At 74.6% G+C, this 16,580-nt stretch carries 14 protein-coding genes and 1 pseudogene; 8 read left to right on the top strand and 7 right to left on the bottom strand.

Translation table 11 applies throughout. From position 1 onward, the window contains the following. From ACFVX9_RS34645 to ACFVX9_RS34635, 3 genes and pseudogenes are all read right to left on the bottom strand, one after another. Window positions 1–1,635 (bottom strand): annotated as a pseudogene (locus ACFVX9_RS34645) (hypothetical protein); the annotation flags it as partial. 37 nt (window positions 1,636–1,672) lie between these two features. Next, on the bottom strand, window positions 1,673–2,548 hold the full coding sequence (locus ACFVX9_RS34640) for a hypothetical protein (protein WP_063350182.1): 876 nt from the start codon (window positions 2,546–2,548) through the stop codon (window positions 1,673–1,675). Window positions 2,549–2,614: 66 nt separating this feature from the next. Then, the gene (locus tag ACFVX9_RS34635; RefSeq protein ID WP_079136051.1) at window positions 2,615–4,168 is read right to left on the bottom strand and encodes a hypothetical protein; all 1,554 of its coding nucleotides are present in this window, start codon (window positions 4,166–4,168) and stop codon (window positions 2,615–2,617) included. Window positions 4,169–4,353: 185 nt separating this feature from the next. Here ACFVX9_RS34635 and ACFVX9_RS34630 point away from each other — a divergent pair, with 185 nt between their 5' ends. The 5 genes from ACFVX9_RS34630 (at window position 4,354) to ACFVX9_RS34610 (ending at window position 8,665) form a co-directional block, all read left to right on the top strand. Then, window positions 4,354–5,394, top strand: a complete 1,041-nt coding sequence (locus tag ACFVX9_RS34630) for an IPT/TIG domain-containing protein (protein ID WP_387985686.1) — start codon at window positions 4,354–4,356, stop codon at window positions 5,392–5,394. A 236-nt stretch (window positions 5,395–5,630) separates the two neighbouring features. Continuing rightward, entirely contained in the window at window positions 5,631–6,167 is a 537-nt protein-coding gene (locus ACFVX9_RS34625) for a hypothetical protein (RefSeq protein WP_380484566.1), read from the top strand. Window positions 6,168–6,307: 140 nt separating this feature from the next. Beyond that, window positions 6,308–7,084 (top strand): LamB/YcsF family protein, encoded by a 777-nt coding sequence (locus tag ACFVX9_RS34620; RefSeq protein ID WP_244293516.1) that lies wholly within the window; start codon window positions 6,308–6,310, stop codon window positions 7,082–7,084. Further along, window positions 7,081–7,707 carry a 5-oxoprolinase subunit PxpB gene (gene pxpB, locus ACFVX9_RS34615; protein ID WP_387985681.1) on the top strand — a complete coding sequence of 209 codons (627 nt, stop codon included), beginning with the start codon at window positions 7,081–7,083 and terminating at the stop codon, window positions 7,705–7,707. Before ACFVX9_RS34620 ends, pxpB begins: the two co-directional genes overlap by 4 nt. Window positions 7,708–7,801: 94 nt before the next feature. After that, a complete protein-coding gene (locus ACFVX9_RS34610; RefSeq protein ID WP_380484564.1) occupies window positions 7,802–8,665 on the top strand; it encodes a biotin-dependent carboxyltransferase family protein in 864 nt (287 codons plus the stop codon). A 71-nt stretch (window positions 8,666–8,736) separates the two neighbouring features. On the opposite strand, the gene rox is transcribed toward ACFVX9_RS34610, so the two are convergent. The 3 genes from rox to ACFVX9_RS34595 all read right to left on the bottom strand — a co-directional run bounded on the left by rox (window position 8,737) and on the right by ACFVX9_RS34595 (window position 12,098). Beyond that, on the bottom strand, window positions 8,737–10,161 hold the full coding sequence (gene rox, locus ACFVX9_RS34605; protein WP_387985678.1) for a rifampin monooxygenase: 1,425 nt from the start codon (window positions 10,159–10,161) through the stop codon (window positions 8,737–8,739). Between the two features lie 217 nt (window positions 10,162–10,378). Beyond that, the gene (locus ACFVX9_RS34600) at window positions 10,379–11,305 is read right to left on the bottom strand and encodes an aminoglycoside phosphotransferase family protein (protein ID WP_387985676.1); all 927 of its coding nucleotides are present in this window, start codon (window positions 11,303–11,305) and stop codon (window positions 10,379–10,381) included. A gap of 28 nt (window positions 11,306–11,333) precedes the next feature. Continuing rightward, the gene (locus ACFVX9_RS34595; protein ID WP_380378592.1) at window positions 11,334–12,098 is read right to left on the bottom strand and encodes an alpha/beta fold hydrolase; all 765 of its coding nucleotides are present in this window, start codon (window positions 12,096–12,098) and stop codon (window positions 11,334–11,336) included. 115 nt (window positions 12,099–12,213) lie between these two features. Here ACFVX9_RS34595 and ACFVX9_RS34590 point away from each other — a divergent pair, with 115 nt between their 5' ends. The 3 genes from ACFVX9_RS34590 (at window position 12,214) to ACFVX9_RS34580 (ending at window position 14,700) form a co-directional block, all read left to right on the top strand. Next, window positions 12,214–12,750: a PadR family transcriptional regulator gene (locus ACFVX9_RS34590; RefSeq protein ID WP_380484558.1), complete on the top strand. Its 537-nt coding sequence runs from the start codon at window positions 12,214–12,216 to the stop codon at window positions 12,748–12,750. Window positions 12,751–12,869: 119 nt separating this feature from the next. Then, window positions 12,870–13,583 (top strand): class I SAM-dependent methyltransferase, encoded by a 714-nt coding sequence (locus ACFVX9_RS34585; RefSeq protein ID WP_380338335.1) that lies wholly within the window; start codon window positions 12,870–12,872, stop codon window positions 13,581–13,583. A 274-nt stretch (window positions 13,584–13,857) separates the two neighbouring features. After that, window positions 13,858–14,700: an undecaprenyl-diphosphate phosphatase gene (locus tag ACFVX9_RS34580; RefSeq protein WP_387985689.1), complete on the top strand. Its 843-nt coding sequence runs from the start codon at window positions 13,858–13,860 to the stop codon at window positions 14,698–14,700. 272 nt (window positions 14,701–14,972) lie between these two features. Here ACFVX9_RS34580 and ACFVX9_RS34575 read toward each other — a convergent pair whose 3' ends face one another. After that, window positions 14,973–16,484, bottom strand: coding sequence for a HEAT repeat domain-containing protein (locus ACFVX9_RS34575; RefSeq protein ID WP_380378584.1), 1,512 nt, complete (start codon window positions 16,482–16,484; stop codon window positions 14,973–14,975). Window positions 16,485–16,580 lie beyond the last annotated feature (96 nt).

The raw sequence follows: 16,580 nt of genomic DNA, 5'->3' as shown, positions 1-16,580 counted from the left end.
GGCGAGGGCGGCGCCGGCGGCCTTCTCGACGTCGGCGGCGTGCAGGGCGGCGCGGGCCGGGTCGACGTCGCCGTCGGCGTCGATGAAGCCGGCCTCGACGGCGGCGGCGGTCTCCTGCTCGACCTCGGCGAGGCGCTGGCGCAGGTGGTCGACCTCGCTGCGGGCCTTCTGGGCGGCGGTGGCGGCCTCGGTGGCGTCGGACTGGGCCTTGGCACCGTCGTCCTGGAGCTCGCCGGCGCGCTGCTCCTCGGTGTCGGCACGGGCCTCGGCGGCCGCAGCGGCGCCTTCCAGGGCGCGGGCCAGGGCGGTGGCGGCGCGGGCACGGGCGGCGAGCGCGGGGGCGGCGTCGAGTTCGGCCTCGCGGATGGCGGCGGCGACCCGGGTGATCCGGTCGGCGGCGGCGCGCTGGCGCAGGACGGCCTCGGCGGCCTGCCAGGCGGAGTGCAGGGTGCGGGCGTCGATGAGTTCGCGGCGCAGTGCGGCGGCCTCGGCGGTGGCCGCGGCGAGGCCCAGGGTGGCGTGCCGGTGGGTGAGTTCGGCGGTGATGAGGGTGTGCCGGGTGCGGTCGGCCTCGGCGGCGGTGACGGCGCCCGCGGCGGCGGCGACCTCGATGGCGAGGTCCTGGGCGCGGTCGCGTTCGGCGGCGGCGCGGGAGGTGAGGGCGTGGGCGAGGCGTCGGGTGCGGCGTTCGGCGGTGCGGTGGGCCTCGCGGACGCTCTCGCGGGCGCCGGTGGCCTCGACGATGCGTTCCAGCAGGTCGAGGGAGCCGGCGGTGAAGTCGCGTTCGGCGGTGAGTTCGGCGCGGCGGCCGAGCTTGGCGGCGAAGCCGTGGACGAGGTCGGCGAGGCCGTCGGTGTCCCGGGTGTCGGTGACGGCGCGCAGCAGCAGGTCGGTGAAGTCGCTGTCGTGCTTGACCGCGAAGAGGCCGGCGGCCTCGCCCTCGTCGGCGTTCATCTCGCGCTGGTAGCGGAAGAGTTCGGGGTCGAGGCCGAGTTCGCCGAGGTGCTCGGTCCAGCGGTCGTGGCCGTCCTCGAAGACCAGGTCGAGGTGCGGGTGGGCCTTGCCGGCCTCGGTGAGGGCGTCGCGGAAGCCCTTCATGGTGCGGCGGCGGCCGCGGGCCTTCTGGTCGCCGGCCAGGCCGATGCGTTCGGCGACCGGCAGCGAGTCCAGGGTGAGGCCGGGGCCGGGGCGGAAGGAGTACCAGGTCTCGGCGAACTTGCGCGGGTCGGAGGAGACCTGGCGGCCGCGCCACTCGCTGACCTTGCCGACCACGATCAGCTCGCCGGTGACGGTGTGCTGCCACTCCAGCGCGACGTGGCCGCAGTCGTCGGCGAGCAGGAACTTGCGCAGCACGCCGGAGCTGGCGCCGCCGAGGGTGTTGCGGTGGCCGGGGAGCATCACCGAGAAGATCAGTTTGAGCAGGACGGACTTGCCGCCGCCGTTCTCCAGGAAGAGCACGCCGGCCGGGGCGGGGCGGCGGACCGGGCCCTCGGTGTCCTCGCCGAACAGGCCGATCTGCTGCGGGGCCGGGTCGGCGACGGGCTCGCCGACACCGCGCAGGTCGAGCACCGTGTCGGCGTAGCGGGCGCCGGCCGGTCCGATCGAGTAGAGGCGGACCCGGTTGAGCTCGTACATGTGCGGCGGTTCTCCGTGGGCGAGTCGGGTAGGGGTGTCAGAGCGAGTGGAACGGCAGGCCTGCGTCGGCCACCAGTTCGTCGCCGGTGTCCGGCGGCAGCAGGCTGGCGGTGCCGTCGGAGACCGGGACGATGCCGAGGTCGAGCAGTTCGGCCATGGCCGCGCTGCCGGCCAGGTCGCGGACCTGGAGCTGGTAGCGGGCGGTGGTGCGGTAGGTGCCGCCGGAGTCGTCGGAGACCTTCTGCAGGAAGCCGGAGTCGACCAGGAACAGCACGGCCTTGGCGACGATGCCGATGGTGGAGCCGGAGAGCCGGCGGGCGTCCTTGGTGGCGCCGGTGGCGGTGCGCCGGGCCCAGACCCGCCAGGCGGCCTCCAGGCCGGGGGCGTCGGACTGCGGGTCGGTGTTGTCGCCCTCGGTCGCGGCCTGCTCCTCCAGGCGGCGGCAGGCCTGGCGGACGAAGGCGTCGACGCCGTTGACGGTGATCCGGCCGAGGTAGCCGTCGTCGGCGAGGTCCTCGGGCCGGGGGAAGGCCATCGCGGCGACGGCGAGGTGGGCCAGGCCGTGCAGGAAGCGGTCGGTGGACTCGGTGGCGGCGCGGCGCGAGTAGTCGCCCATCCGGACGGCGAACAGCGAGTCCTCGGCGGCGGCGACGGCCATGCCGGCGCGCGGCGAGACCTCCAGGACGACCAGGCCCATGCCGGTGGCGACGGCGTCGGCGAGCCGGGCGAACGGCGGGTCCTCGCGGTGGCGGCGGACGAGTTCGGCGTACTCGGCGTCACGGGCGGGGAGCAGCTTGGCCTGGAGGCCGAAGGAGACCAGCCGGGCGGCGTCGGCGACGTCGCCCGGGGTGATCGGGGCGGGGGCCGCGGGTTCGGTCTCGGCCGCCCAGGACGTGTCGTGGTGGGTCGTCACGGGCGGTGCTCCTCGGGGCTGTTGCTAGTACGGGTGATCTGGTGGTGCGTCGAGACGGCGGCTTCGTCAGCCGGCGTCCTTGCGGTCGGCGGCCATGCCGGCCGCGTCGAGCAGGGCGCTGCCGACGATCAGGTCGGCGCCGCCGAACTGCGGGTCGCGCAGCGGGGTGCCGTCGTCCACGGCGAACAGCAGCCGCTCCTCGCCCTGCCGGTAGGCGGTGCCGACCGGCGGGCTGGCCGCGTGGACGGCCAGCAGGGCGACCAGGTACGGCAGCTCCGGGTCCTGCCCGCGGGCCTCGGCGAGCAGGCCGGAGAGCCGGCGGGGGGCGTCGGCGGGCAGGTCGAGCAGGAGCAGCGCGGCCTCCAGCTGGGCTTCGGAGAAGCGGCTGTCGTCCGGGGTGGCGACCAGGTCCGGGTCGGGCAGTTCGGCGCCGAGGTGCTCGCGCTCGACCGGCGGGGTGAGCAGCAGGTCGACCAGGTCGGCGACCCGGACGGAGACGGGGGTGCGCAGGCCGGCGCCGCGGGCGAAGAAGGCACCGGTGGGGCGGACGGCCTGCTCGACCGGCAGCCGCAGCACGGGGGCGAGCAGCTGGCCGTAGAGGTCGATGCCGCTGCGGGCGCCGGGGGTGGCGAAGGCCTGCCGGTCCTGCTCGGCGCGGAACAGCGGGCCGGCCTCCAGCAGGCGGGTCTGCAGTTTGGTGTGGCGGCGGATGCAGTCCTTGACGATGTCGAGCAGCTCGGCGGCGCGGCGCTTGTTCTCGGCCCCTTCGGGGGTGTTCGGCTCGGCCTCGTCGCGGGCCTTGCGGATGTTGGTGAGAATCGCGTTCTCGTGCCGGTAGCGGTCGGCGATGTGGTCCAGCGCCTCGTCGATGAGGTCCGGGATGGCGCGCATCCAGTCGACGGCGCGGACGTTGCGCCGGGTCGCGTCGAGGGCGCGGCGCAGCGTCTCGGCGTACTGGACGGTGCGGTAGCGGGCCTGCTCGGCGGCGAGTTGGGCGTCGGCCAGGCGGCCGCGGCGGATCAGCACCTCCAGCTTGACCTCGGCGGCGATCTGGGCCGAGGTGACGTCGGTGTCGAGCGCGCCGACCAGGACGTTGACCGCCTCGTCGGTGGTGCGCAGGTAGACGCCGCCGTCGGGGCCGGGGACCTCCTCGATCAGCTTGAAGTCGTAGTCGCGCCGGACGTACGCGCCGTCCGCGCCGAAGGTGCCGTAGACGGCGCGGAAGCCCCGGTCGACGCTGCCGACGTTGATCAGCGACTCCAGCACCCAGCGGGCGACCCGCTCGTGCTCGGCGGCGGGGCGGCCGGCGGCCTGGGCGGCGACCCTGGGCAGCAGGCGGGCGAGCACTATGTCGCGGTCGGCGCCGGTGTCGAAGTCCATGTGCAGGGTGACCAGGTCGATCGCGGCGAGACCGACCTCGGCCATCGCGTAGCCGCCGTACTCGCCCGCCAGGTTGACCTTGCGGTTGTCCAGGTCGTGCAGGGGGGCGGTGCAGGCCAGCGCCTTGAGCCGGCGGGCCAGGCCCTCGTCGGCGGCGGGGCCGGGCGCGGGCCTCGCCGCGACGGACCCGGCGGGCGGCCGGGGGCCGGGCAGGGTGGGCGGGTCAGCGATGGCGGTCACGGTGCACAAGATTAGAGGTTCGCACCGACATCGACCGAAACGGGCCTTGTGGGCGGGCTGCGCGGCAGGCCGGAGGGCGTGTCGGGGGTGAATTCAGAACGGGATTTCGACGGGATTCCGCCAATTCCGAACCGATATTCGGCAAACCCGTGAAGACTGCGCGTCGCTACCGTGATGATCGGCCTATGATCACTCGACTGGTCAAAGCGGGCTTCGCCGCCGCGCTGTCCGTGACCACCCTCGCCACCGGTGCCGCCGCCTCGTCAGCCGCCCCCGCCGACGCCCCCGCCGTTCAGGGGCAGCACGTGACCGCAGCCCTGAACGGCTTCCTGCCGGGCACCACCCCTCCCGGACCGGGCAAGCTCTCGGTCGGCTGGACCTCCGCCGGCACCCAGGACCTCACCGGGCCGACCCACATCACCGTCGACCTGCCGCCCGGGCTCACCACCGAGCTCGGCATGTTCTACTCCACCCCGTACGACTACACCTTCACCGAGTCCGTCTCGCCCGACGGGCGCCACCTGGACGCCGTCCTCATCGGCACCCGCAGGTCCGGGCGCTACGAGTTCATGAAGCTGAACGTGGGCCGCGACTACACCCAGCAGCTGACCGGCCAGATCGTCGTGACCGTGTCCAATCCGAACGACACCGACCCGACCGGCCACGTGACGGCCCTGTCGGTCGACGGGACCACCCCGGCGCCGGTCGTCCAGGCGCCGCCCACGGTCGACGGCCTCGACACCACCACCGGCCCCGGCGCGGGCGGCACCGCGGTGACCGTCAGCGGCAGCAACCTGGCGCACGGCATGGTGCTGGTCGGCGGCGTCCCGGCGGCCGGCACCTGCACCGACACCGCCTGCACGGTGACCACGCCCGGCGGCACGGGCAGCGCACCCGTCTCCGTGGTGACGCCCGGCGGCACGGTCGCGGCGCCGGCCGCCTTCGACTACACGGGCGCCCCGCCCCCGCCCCCGCCCGCGCCGACGGTCGGCAACCTGACCTACATCAGCGGCCCGGCCGCCGGCGGCACCCAGGTGTACCTGCAAGGCACCAACCTGACGTACGGGACGGTCGCGTTCGGCGGGGTGCCGGCCGCGCACGTCTCCTGCGGCCCGTCCTTCTGCTCGGCCACCTCCCCGGCGGCGGCGGGCCCCGGCCCGGTGGGCGTCACGGTGACCACGGCGGGCGGCACCAGCGCCCCGGTGACCTTCACGTACACCGCGTAGTCCCGACCTACACCGCGTAGTCCCGGCGGTTCCGATGCCCGGGTGCTCCGGCACCCGGGCATCGGCGTGTCCGGGGGCGCGCGCCGGCCCGGCGTCCGGGGGTGCGTACCGGCCCGGTGTCCGGGGCGTGCCCGCACGTCAGGGGCTAGTTGAACGCGTTCAAATCAAGGGTCTAGAGTCGGTTCCGCACAGACGGGACAAGGCCCCGCCTGCTCTTCGGCATGGAGGTTCGCACCATGGACACCAATCCGGGCACCGATCCCGCGGCGGTACTGCGCAGAGTCCGGCACTGGCTCTGGATCTTCGTGGTCTGCCTGGCGCTGAGCGGCCTGACGGCCTTCCCGCTGGAGACCGAGACCCGCTGGCTGGCCGATCTCGCGACCGGGCCGGCCGCGCCGCTGGCCGACCGCTTCCCGGCCGCACTGGACTGGATCGAACGCGTCCGCACCGGCGTCGCGGAGACCAATGACCGCTACCCCTTCCTGGCCTACGGCACCGACTGGCTCGCCTTCGCCCACCTGGTGATCGCCGCCGCCTTCTGGGGCCCGATCAAGGACCCGGTCCGCAACATCTGGGTGATCCGCTGGGCGGTGCTCGCCTGCGGCGCCGTCATCCCCCTGGCCCTGGTCTGCGGGCCGCTGCGGGGGATCCCCCTGGGCTGGCGATTCATCGACATGTCGTTCGGAATCGTCGGCGTCGTCCCGCTGCTGATCGTGCTGCGGGCGCTGCGCCCGCTGGAACGTTCCTTCCAGGGGCCGGTGGCCGCGAGCTGAGTCGGAGCCGCCCAGCGCCGCCCCAGGGCGTGTGACCAGGGGTCGCACGCCGGTGGGCCCCCTGGGCCCGGGTCACGGGCAACGGCCTTCATCCGCAGGCCCTACCATCTGGCTCAACAGCTGCTGGAAGGCGGACGGGCGTGGCCGATGCGGTGATCGATCTCAATGCGGACCTCGGTGAGGGGTTCGGACGCTGGACGCTGACCGACGACGAGGCCCTGCTGTCCGTGGTGACCAGTGCCAACGTCGCCTGCGGCTTCCACGCGGGAGATCCGTCGACGATGCGCCGGGTCTGCGCGCTGGCCGCCGAACGCGGCGTCCGGATCGGCGCCCAGGTCTCCTACCGCGACCTGGCCGGCTTCGGCCGCCGGGCCATGGACGTCCCCCCGGAGGAGCTCGCCGACGAGATCGCCTACCAGATCGGCGCCCTCCAGGTCTTCGCCCGCGCGGCCGGCTCCCGGGTCTCCTACGTCAAACCGCACGGCGCCCTCTACAACCGCGTGGTCACCGACTCCGAACAGGCCGAGGCCGTGGTGGCCGGCGTGCTGCGGGCCGGGGCGGTCTGCGACGGACCGCTGCCGGTGCTCGGACTGCCCGGCTCCCGGCTGCTCGCCGTCGCCGAGGGCGTCGGCCTGGCGGTCGTCGCCGAGGCCTTCGCCGACCGCGCGTACACCTGGGCCGGCACCCTCGTCCCGCGCCGCGACCCGGACGCCGTGGTGCACGACCCCGAATCGGTGATCACCCGAGCCGTCGGCATCGCCCGGGACGCCTCGGTGGAGGCCGTCGGCGGCGAACGGATCGCCGTCGAGGCCCGATCCCTGTGCGTCCACGGCGACACCCCCGGCGCCGCCCAGCTCGCCTGGCGGATCCGCGGAGCCCTCGCCTCCGCCGGGGTCCGGGTGGAGGCGTTCACATGACGCCCGCCGCCGTCCGGCGCGTCGGCGAGCGGGCGCTGCTGGTCGAACTCGACGACACGGCGCAGGTCGCCGCGCTGTACGGATGGCTGCGCGAGCGGCAGGAGAGCCGGGCGCTCGGCGCGGTCGAGGAGATCGTGCCGGCCGCGCGCACGGTGCTGCTGGACGGCGTCGCGGACGTCGACGCGCTGGCGGCCCTGCTGCGCACGGCCCGTCCGTCGGCGTCCGCGGCGGCGACCGGGCCGCTGGTGGAGGTGCCGACGGTGTACGACGGCGCCGACCTCGCCGAGGTCGCCGCGCTGTGGGGGGTGTCCGAGGAGGCCGCCGTACGGATCCACACCGGGCCCGAGTACGTGGTCGCCTTCTGCGGGTTCGCACCCGGCTTCGGCTACCTGACCGGGCTGGCGCCGCGGTACGAGGTCCCGCGCCGGGCCACCCCGCGCAGCAGCGTCCCGGTCGGATCGGTCGCCCTGGCCGGCCCGTACACCGGCGTCTACCCGGGCTCCTCCCCCGGCGGCTGGCAGCTGATCGGGCGCACCGGGCTCACGCTCTGGGACACCGGGCGCGAGCCGGCGGCGCTGCTGGCGCCCGGGGTGCGGGTGCGGTTCACGGCGGAACGGGCGTAGCGGGGGTGCGGGCCGACGGCGGGCGGCGCGCGGGCCCCGGACGACGGCGGACGGGGCGGCCAGGGACGGGACGGCAGCGGACGGGGTGGGGGCGTTGAGCGGTTTGCTGGTGGTGCGGCCCGGACCGTTGACCACCGTCCAGGACCTCGGACGGCGCGGCGTCGCCCACCTCGGGGTGCCCAGGGCCGGGGCGCTGGACGAGCCCGCGCTGCGGGCGGCGAACCGGCTGGTCGGCAACGAGCCGGGCGCCGCCGGGCTGGAGACCACGCTCGGCGGGGTCGCCCTGCGCGCCCTCGGGCCGGTGGTCGTGGCCGTCACCGGCGCACCCTCGCCCGTCCGGGTGGACGGGCGGGCGGCCGCATGGGGTGCGCCGGTCGCGGTGCCGGCCGGGGCGGTGCTGGAGGTGGGGGCGGCGACCGCCGGGGTGCGCGGCTACCTGGCGGTCGCGGGCGCGATCGCCGTCCCGCCGGTCCTGGGCAGCCGCTCGACGGACCTGCTCTCCGGCCTCGGACCGGCCCCGCTCGCCGCCGGCGACCGGCTGCCGGTCGGCCCGCCTCCGCCCGACCGCCCCCGGCCCGACCTGGTGCCGCTGCCCGCTCCCCCGGCCGAACTGGTGCTGCGGCTGCGGCTCGGCCCGCGCGCGGACTGGTTCGAGCCCTCGGCGCTGACCCGGCTGGCCCGCGACGGGTACCTGGTCTCCCCGACCGGCAACCGGATCGGGCTGCGCACCGAAGGCCCGCCGGTCACCCGCGCCCGGGCGGGTGAACTACCCAGTGAGGGCATGGTGTTGGGCGCGGTGCAGATCCCGCCGGACGGGCGGCCGGTGGTCTTCCTGGCCGACCACCCGACCACCGGCGGCTACCCGGTGATCGGCGTCGTCCCCGCCGCCGACCTCGCGGCGGCCGCCCAGGCACGCCCGGGCACGCCGGTGCGCTTCGTACTGCTGCGGGAGCGCTGAGCGGCCGCGACAGCACGCCTCCCGGCGCGATCGCGGTTCCTGCACCACCGAGGCCAGCCGCGGCGGTGCATTCAGGCCGGGGCGCCGAACCACCTGGACAGGTGGCCGCGCAGGCCCTGCTGGTCCTCGCCGACCCAGGCCACGTGGCCGTCCGGGCGCAGCAGCACCGCGGGCACGTCCAACTCGTCGCTGACGTCGACGACATGGTCGACCCGGTCCGCCCAGCCCGCCACCGAGAGCCCGCCGGTCTGGTCGAGCAGCAGCCCGCGGCCGCCGTGCATCAGCCCGTAGAGACGGCCGCGCTTCAGCTGCACGTCGCGCAGCCGGCGGCCGAGCAGTTCATGCCCTTCGCCGAGGTCGTAGCGGACCCCGATCGCGATGATCTTCTCGATCAGGTACCGGTTCACCTCCTCGAACTCCATCAGCTCCGCCAGCAGGCGGCGCACCGCCTGGGCGCCGGGCTCCAGGGACATCAACTGGATCTGGGCGCGGGTGTTGTCCAGCACGTCGGCGGCCACCGGGTGCCGTTCGGCGTGGTAGCTGTCCAGCAGCCCCTCCGGCGCCCAGCCGTCGACCTCGGCGGCCAGCTTCCAGCCCAGGTTGAACGCGTCCTGGACGCCGAGGTTGAGCCCCTGCCCGCCGGTCGGCGGGTGGATGTGCGCCGCGTCGCCGGCCAGCAGCACCCGGCCGACCCGGTAGCGCTCGGCCAGCCGGGTGGCGTCACCGAAGCGCGAGAGCCAGCGTGGCGAGTGCGCCCCGAAGTCCGTGCCCGCGACGGCCCGCAGCTGGTGCTTGAACTCCTCGAAGGTCGGAGCAGCCGTACGGTCCTCGGCCACCCCCTCGGCGGGCACCACGACGCGGTACACCCCGTCCCCCTCGGGGATGGCGCCGAACCGCAGCTGGGTCTTGCGGACCTCCGCGATGACGGCGGCGATCGTCTCCGGCTCCTCCGCCAGCTCCATGTCGCCCAGCAGCGTCTCCACCCTGGAGGGCTCGCCGGGGAAGCCGACGCCGAGCAGCTTGCGCACCGCACTGCGGCCTCCGTCGCAGCCGACGAGGTAGCGCGAGCGCAGCCGCGTGCCGTCGGCCAGTTCGACACTCACCCCGTCCTCGTCCTGGCTCAGCCCCACCAGTTCGCGGCCGCGCCGGAGCTCGGCGCCGAGTTCGGTCGCGTGCTCGGTCAGCAGCCGCTCGGTGACCGCCTGCGGGATGGCCAGGACGTACGCCTGGGTGGTGTCCAGCCGCTCCGGCCACTCCTTGCCGATGCCGGCGAAGAAGCCGCCGACCTCGAACTTCCGGCCGAGCGGGAGGAACCGCTCCAGCAGCCCGCGCTGGTCCATCACCTCAAGACTGCGCGCGTGCAGACCGCGCGCCCGGGCCGGCAGGGGCCGCTCCGCCTCCTTCTCCAGCACGAGTACCTGCACGCCGTGCAACCGCAACTCGCCGGCCAGCATCAACCCGGTCGGTCCGGCACCGACCACGATCACGTCAATCATCACAAACCCCCAGGTATGCCCGCAGATCCCGGCTTCGGCCGGTCATTCTGCGGCACGACCGGGGCCTTGCCGCAAGCCCCCCAGTCCGCTATACCTTGAGAGTGGCAAGGAGAGTCGGTGACCTCCTTGCCTTCGTTGTTTCCGCTCGCTGTTTCCGCCCGCTGTTTCCGCTCGCGGTTTGCCGCCCGCTGTTTTCCGCCCGCTGCGCGCGCTCCGCTCAACGCCCCGACAGCAGCTCCGCCACCACCCGCTGCGCCGGGTCGAGCGCCGACTCCCCGTCCTCCGCCGCCCACACGGCGTTCTGCAGCACCCGGGCGAGCGTCCAGCCGACCGCCGCCTCGCGGTCCAGTTCCAGTGCCTCCACCAGGACGTCGAACCGCCACCGCAGCGCCCGGGCGACGTCGCCGGTGGCCAGTACGTCGGCCCAGCGGTTGCGCAGCGCCGGGAGGAGTTCGAAGCCGGGGTGCCCGACGAGCGGTTTGGGGTCGATGGCGAGCCAGGGGGCGCGGCCGCCGCCCTCGGGCGGGGCGAGGACGTTGCCGTAGTGCAGGTCCCAGTGCAGCAGCCGGTCGCCGGGCTCGGTGCAGACCTCGCGCAGGGCCGCGGCGCAGTCGGTGAGCAAGCGCCGCTCGGCCGGGTCGGCGAGGGCTGCGGCGGCCGCCGGGGCCCGCGCGAGCAGACCGTCGGCGAGGTCCGCCAGCCGTCGCAGGTCCGGGGCTTCGATCTGACGTCCAGTCAATTCCCTTAGCAAGCCTGCGAGGACGTGCAGCGCCTCCCGATCGTCCGCGACATCCAGCAGTGAACGCCCCGGGTCGAGGCGTTCCAGCAGCATCGAGCCTGAGGCCGGTTCGTGGCCGAGGAGTCGCACGGCCCCTCGCCCGCCCCAGGCCCGGAGGGCTGCCGGCTCGCCCTCCGTCTCCTCGTCCACCGGCTGGAGCTTGAGCGCCGCGGGCGCGCCGTCGGCCCGCCGCACCGGCAGCACCAGGGCGACGACGCCGTGCGCCGGCGGGCCGTCCGGGCGCAGCTCCCAGCGTTCGAGCAACTCTCTTGCCAGCGCGGGGAGTCGGGCCGCCCAGGCGCGACCTTCGGGGCCGAGGGAATTCTCCAGGGACGCGGTCAGAGCGGGCGGGACGTCAACAGGCATCAGGTGGGCTCCTCTCCGACTTCCCAGCCTACGGTCGAGGTTCGAGGCCGGCCGCCGAAACGAAGCCGTCGAGGTTGTCGAGCATGATGTTGTGCCCGCAGTCCGGGACGGCCGCCAACCGTACGCCCGCTTGCCGGAGTTGGTCGGCGCCGCGCGGCTCGCCGTCCGCCTCCGGGTACAGGAAGGCGCGCGGGAGGTCGAGGCCGAGCAGCAGTTCGCGCATCGTCGGCACCGTCGCCCGGGCCCGGTGGACGGCGCTGCGGTACAGCGCCTCGGGCCCGGCGAGGCGCATCGTGGACCACCAGGACGGGCCGACCCACGCGGCGACCTCGTCCCGGCCGCCGGCCAGGAACTCCTCCTCGGTGAAGCTCGCGATGCCGCTGCTGCCGGGCCGGCGGCCGGGGGTGACCGGGTCCAGGTTGGCGTCGACCAGGACGAGCCGGGAGGCCGACTCCGGATGCCGGTGGGCGAGGACGACGGCGATCGCGCCTCCCATGCTGTGGCCGATCACCTCGACTCCGGCGAGCCCGGCCTCCGCCAGCGCCGCGGCGACGGCGTCGGCGTGCTCCTCCAGGGTGTATCCGAAGTCGGCGGGCCGGTCGCTGAGGCCGAAGCCGAGCAGGTCGAGCAGCAGCGAGCGGCGCCCGGTGAGCCCCGGGTGGGCGGCAGCGGCCGCGAAGTAGGCGGGCGAGCTGGCGCCGAGGCCGTGCAGGTAGAGCCGGGCGGGCTCGGCTCCGGGCAGCTCGACCCATCGGATCCGGTCGCCGTTCGGGGTGACGGGGGCGTGGCGCAGCACGGGGACTCCTCCTCCATCGGGGGCTGGGAACGCCCAGACCATACATCGCCATCGAGGTATAGCGGAATCGATATACCGAAGCTCCGAGGGACGAATCTGCGAGAGTGGCCCCATGCTGAAGCTCGCGATCCTCGGATTCCTCTACGACCGCCCGCTGCACGGCTACCAGCTGCGCCGCCACCTCGCCGCACTCACCGGGCACGTCCGCCCGATCAGCGACGGCACGCTCTACCCGGCGATCAAGCGCCTGGAGGCCGACGGCCTGCTGGTCCGCGAGACCGAGCCCGGCAGCGCCGCCGCACCCCGGCACACCCTCCACCTCACCGAGGCCGGCCGCACCGCACTGCTCGACCAGCTGCGCGAGCCCGAGCCGTTGGACATCAGCGACGAGAACCGCTGGTTCGCCCTGCTCGCCTTCCTGCGCCACCTCGACGACCCCGCCGCCCAGGCCGCCGTGCTCCGCCGCCGCCTGGCCTTCCTCTCCGAGCCGGCGAGCTTCTTCTACGACGGCGACCGCCCGGTCGGCGCCGAGGAGTTCGCCGACCCGTTCCGCCGCGGCCTGCTGCTGATCGCCCGCGCCACCAGCGAGGCCGAACTCGCCTGGCTGCGCGCCACCCTGGCCGAACTGGAAGACGTACCGACAGGCTGACGGTGACGGGCCGACGGACTGACGGGCCGACCGACTGACGGACTGACCGACTGACGGACTGACCGAAAACCCGCTGCGGCGCCTTCCCTCCCCGCCCTGCCCGTGTTCCGATGACGCCCATGGCCAACGACACGCACACCGGCAACGTACGACGCGAGGGGCACGACGGAACGGGCCCGGGCGCGATCACCCCGGACGGCTGCGCCGTCGAGCTCTGGGCCCGGCTCCCCGTCGGCGACGCCCCGGACGTGATCGAGGCCGCGGTGCCGGCCGGCGCCACCATCCTCGAACTGGGCTGCGGCGTCGGCCGGATGACGCACCCGCTGACCGATCGCGGCTTCACCGTGACGGCAGTGGACGAGTCTCCCGAGATGCTGGCCAGGGTGCGCGCGGGCATCCGCACCGTGCGCAGCCCGATCGAGCGACTGGACCTCGGCGAGCGCTTCGACGTCGTCCTGCTCGCCTCCTTCCTGATCCACGCGGGCGACGAGGCGGTCCGCCAAGGCCTGCTGGAGACCTGCCGCCGCCACGTCGCCGCGGACGGCTGCGTGCTGATGCAGCGGGAGGGCGAGGACTGGCACCTCAACGTGCCGCGCGAGGGCAGGCTCGGCACCGACGGCGTGTCGCGCATCGTCTCCTCGACGCCGGTCGGGGACGGCGTGAACTCCGTCCACGCCGAGTACGAGTTCCCGGACGGCCGTTGGACGCACACCTTCCGTTCCCGGCCGCTCACCACCGCCGCGTTCGACCGGGCGCTGGCGGACGCCGGTCTGACGGTCGAGAGCTACCTGACCAAGGACCGCACGTGGGTCCGCGTCCGGCCCGCCGGCTGAGCGGCGGAAGGGCAGGCGGAAGGCCAGGCAGAAGGCCAGGCGGAAGGGTCGGCGGAGGAGTCAGCGGGTCGCGGAAGGACCGACGGGCAAAGCCGGGTCAAAGGGTGAACAAAGAATAGTCATCTTCACCCCGTACCATCGGCCGCGCGCCCGCCCGTGCACGGCCCGATGGCCGTGCGGGTCGCGGCCTGTCCGCCTGCCCGCACGCCCGCTCCGACCTGCGAGGACCGCACATGTACGACGACTCACAGATACCCCTGGTGGGTGTCTGGTGATCGACTGGTTCCACGGGGCCGTTCTCGGTCTGATCCAGGGGCTCACCGAGTTCCTGCCCGTCTCCTCCAGTGCCCACCTGCGGGTCTTCTCCGCCCTGCTGGGCTGGGACGACCCGGGCGCGGCCTTCACCGCCGTGACCCAGCTCGGCACCGAGACCGCGGTGCTGATCTACTTCCGCCGGGACATCGTCTCGATCGTGCGGACCTGGACGCTGTCGCTGTTCCGCCCGGCGCTGCGCTCGGACCCGGACGCCCGGATGGGCTGGTTCGTGATCATCGGCACGCTGCCGATCGGCATCCTCGGCAAGCTGTTCCAGGACGCCATCGAGACCCACCTGCGCGATCTGCGGATCATCGGCACCACGTTGATCGTCTTCGGCCTGCTGCTGGCCTTCGCCGACCGCACCCGCGCGGTCCGGCACGCCCGGCCGATCACCGACCTCACCCTGCCGCACGCGGGCGTCTACGGCCTCGCCCAGGCGCTCGCACTGATCCCGGGGGTGTCCCGCTCCGGCGGCACGATCAGCGCGGGCCTGCTGCTCGGCTACAGCCGGGAGGCGGCGGCCCGCTACTCCTTCCTGCTGGCGATCCCGGCGGTGCTCGCCTCGGGGGCACTGGAGCTGTTCAAGATCGGCGAGGGCCCGGCGCCGGCCTGGGGGCCGACCATCCTGGCCACCGCGATCGCCTTCGCGGTCGGCTACGCGGCGATCGCCTGGTTCCTCAAGTACATCTCGCACCACAGCTTCCTGCCGTTCGTGGTCTACCGGGTGCTGCTCGGCGTCCTGATCATCGGACTGGTGGCCGGTGGTGTGCTGGCCCCGGACGCAGGCGTCGTGAAGTAGAACCGCGTTCCAGCAGGACCCCGGAACAGCAGTGGGCCGGGACACCCGAGGGGGTGTCCCGGCCCGTCGTTCGCCAGGATCGGGGAGGCAGCCACCGGCCTGCGGGGCCTGCGGGCCTCTCTTTCGGATCACGTCGGATCAGCGCGCGGCGTCGGAGTGCGTGCATCGCAAGGCGGAGGAGGGAGTCCATGCGGAGTATCGGCGACCGACGACAACGCGGCGAGGTGCGTGCTCCGGCGTCGCGCGCCCGGCGTGATCCGAAAGAGAGGCCCCTACCGCCCGAACTCCCGGGCGGCGGTCAGCCGGCCGCGGACGGCGGCGTGGACCTCGGCCTCCTCGGCCGGATCGGCGGCGAGCCGGCGCAGGCGCTCCAGCACGCGCGCGTCACCCGTGGTGGCGACATGGCGCGCGGCGAGCTCCCGCGTGGACTCCTCGCAGTCCCAGAGGCACTCGACGGCGGGGCCCTCGGGGAAGTGCACATCGGTCACGGCGAGCGCCCGGGCGGCGCGGCCGCGCAGTTCGGAGGAGGCGGCCTCCCCGTAGATGTGGCGCAGCACGGGGACGGCGTCGGCGGCGACCAGCCGCCCCGCACCGTCGACCAGCGAGCCGAGCCCGGTACCGCTGACCCCGCGGACGGAGACCCAGCGGCGCAGCCCGTCGACGACGAGCGGTGCGTCGGCCGGCTCCCCGGCGTCGGCGAGCAGTTTGACGGCGGCCTCGCCGAGCGCGCTGTCCGCGCCCCCGGTGGCCGGGTCGGCCCAGCGGCGGGCCTGCGCCAGGACCTCGGGGCCGCGCATCCGGCCGACCAGTTCCAGGGCGGCGCGCACGATCCGGTCGTCGACGTCCACGGCGGCGGCCTCGATCAGCTCGACGGCGGCCGGGTCGCGCTGGTCGACCAGGTAGCGCAGTGCGGCCCGGCGGGCACCGGGCAGGCCACCGCGGGCGGCCTCCAGCACGGCGGGGCGGTCCTCGGGCCGGACCACGGCGGTCAGGCAGCGGGCGGCCGCGGCGGCCCGGCGGTCCACGGCGTCGGGGGCGGCCGGATCGGCGGCGTCGGGCGCGGGCTCGGGCCGGCTGTCGGCTCCGCCGAGGAAGGCGCCGGCCCCGAGGGCGCCCAGGCTCCCCTGGTCGGCCCAGGCCAGGACGTCGGCGGTGGACCAGCCCGGGGTGACGCCGCCGCGGTTGAGCTGGCGCTGCCAGAGGTCGAAGGGTGACTGCTCGCTGGCCGCCGCCACTCTCGGGTGGTAGGCCGCCCACAGCCGCCAGGGCCGGGGCTCGTAGGCGTTGCGGATGAACTCGCGCAGCTCGGCGTCGCCCTCGGGGCCCGGGGCGAAGCGGTCCAGGACGGCGGTGCCGAGCAGCAGCAGGCCGCGGTCGTCGTCGCGCAGGGCGAGCTCGTCGAGGGCCCAGGCCCAGTTGGCGCCGGTGGCGGTGTACTCGCGCAGCATCAGCAGCGCGTCGCGCCGGCCGTACGCGGCGAGGTGGCCCAGGACGGAGAGGGCGAGGCCGGTGCGGTTCTCGTCGTCGCTGACGAGGTCCTCGGCGGAGTGGAGGTGGTCCTCGATGCCGTCGAGGGGGGCTTCCAGCTCCATGTAGAGGCGGGCGTAGTAGAGGGAGCGGTTCTCGACCTGCCAGTCGGCTCGCGGATCCCTGGTGACGCACTCCTCCAGCGCGGCGATGGCCTCGGTACGGTCGGCGGCCAGCGCGTGGAGCTGCCCGTCACCGCGGCCTCGCTGCAGGAGGCCGAGGAGGCTGGCACTGGGTGCTATCACTGGCTCGAACATGAGGTCAGCATCCGTTGCGGCGGTCGTAGTGGCAACGGGATTTCCGTCGCCGGGGTCTCTGGTCGGTACTGCGGTGGGCGCCCGGGCGCCGGAATC

Origin of the sequence: Kitasatospora sp. NPDC058243 (assembly GCF_042882025.1) — a bacterium.
Taxonomy (GTDB): domain Bacteria; phylum Actinomycetota; class Actinomycetes; order Streptomycetales; family Streptomycetaceae; genus Kitasatospora.
The sequence above is the reverse complement of the archived record's forward strand: the minus strand, read 5'-3'. Positions and strand labels throughout refer to the sequence as shown.